Raw genomic sequence first — 1,356 nt, 5'->3', positions numbered from 1 at the left:
TTCCCGATCTGCCCGCGGGGGCGCGCAAGAAACCGCGCTCGGCGCCCGATCCGGCGCAGGTGGGCCAGTTCGATGCGCTGATGCAGCCGGGCGCATCGCCGGCCGCGCCGCCGTCTTCGTCGGGCGTCGCAATGTCGCGCGCGCCGGCGGATGCGGCGCCGGCCGTGCAGATGACGCCCGCGCAGGCGAACCAGTCGTCGCTCGTCGAGCGGTTGCGCACCTACGGCAACGATCTCGACACGCGGTACGCGAACATCGACAAGCATCGCAGCGAGATGCTGACGTCGATGGCCGACAGCCGCAGCGATCCGATGATGACGATGGTGAAGGCGATGGATTTTCAGTGGACGGCGACCACCACGATTTCGGAATACCAGTTGAGCCTGTCGGTCGCGCAGGCGGCGAACGGCTTCACGCACACGGTGCTGAAGACGCAGGAGTGATGGCGTGCGCGCGTGCCGCAGCAGGCCGCGCACACACGGAAGCGGACAAACCATGACGACGATCGATTCGACGCCGCGCGCGCATGCGTGGCGCAGCCGGGCGGCGCGCGCGCTGCTCGCGGGGCTGCTCGTGCTGCTGGCCGGGTGCCAGAAGGAGTTGTACTCGGGCCTGTCGGAGCGCGATGCGAACCAGATGGTCGCGGTGCTCGGCGACGCGGGCATCAGCGCGTCGAAGGACAACGACGCGCGCGACACGTCGGACCGCAACGCGTGGTTCGTCAGCGTCGCGGACGGCGACATGCAGTCGGCGCTCACGGTGCTGCAGGCGAACGGGTTGCCGAAGCCGAGCTACGCGAGCCTCGGCGAGCTGTTCCAGAAGCAGGGCCTCGTGTCGACGCCGGCCGAGGAACGCGTGCGCTACCTGTACGGCGTGTCGCAGGACCTGTCGCGCACGCTGCAGGACATCGAGGGCGTGGTCGTCGCGCGCGTGCAGGTCGTGATTCCGGAGAACGATCCGCTCGCGGACAAGATCAAGCCGTCGTCCGCGGCCGTGTATATCCGCTACCGGCCCGGCGTCGACCTGCGCGCGATGGCGCCGATGGTCAAGGATCTCGTCGCGCACAGCATCGAAGGGCTGCAGTACGACAACGTGTCGCTGTTCCTGCAGCCGGCCGCCGCGCGCGCGGCGCGCGTGGACGGGATCGGCAGCGCGATGACCGACATCGTGCGGCTGCGCTCGCCGCTCGGCTGGCTCGTGTTCGCGCTGATCCTGCTGACCTGCGCGGTGATCGCGCTGTCGGCGGCGCGTGGCTGTCGGGGCGATACGCGTTGTAACGGGTCGAATACTCGTCGATCAGCGCGTCGATCAGCGGTTGCGCGCGGACGTCGAGCGGTGTCGTGTCGATGATGCGGT

Annotated in this window: 1 protein-coding gene and 2 pseudogenes; 2 read left to right on the top strand and 1 reads right to left on the bottom strand. The window is 69.2% G+C overall.

Annotation, left to right across the window (positions count from 1 at the left end):
* The first annotated feature begins 8 nt into the window (after window positions 1-8).
* Entirely contained in the window at window positions 9-443 is a 435-nt protein-coding gene (locus tag G3N64_RS39125) for a hypothetical protein (RefSeq protein WP_205788899.1), read from the top strand.
* A 52-nt stretch (window positions 444-495) separates the two neighbouring features.
* Window positions 496-1,251, top strand: a pseudogene (gene sctJ, locus G3N64_RS39120) (type III secretion inner membrane ring lipoprotein SctJ); the annotation flags it as partial.
* On the opposite strand, the pseudogene G3N64_RS40500 reads toward sctJ, so the two are convergent.
* A pseudogene (locus G3N64_RS40500) lies at window positions 1,247-1,356 on the bottom strand (GNAT family N-acetyltransferase); the annotation flags it as partial. The pseudogenes sctJ and G3N64_RS40500 sit on opposite strands and share 5 nt — an antisense overlap.

This window comes from Burkholderia sp. Ac-20344, from assembly GCF_017104975.1.
Lineage (GTDB): Bacteria > Pseudomonadota > Gammaproteobacteria > Burkholderiales > Burkholderiaceae > Burkholderia.
The sequence above is the reverse complement of the archived record's forward strand: the minus strand, read 5'-3'. Positions and strand labels throughout refer to the sequence as shown.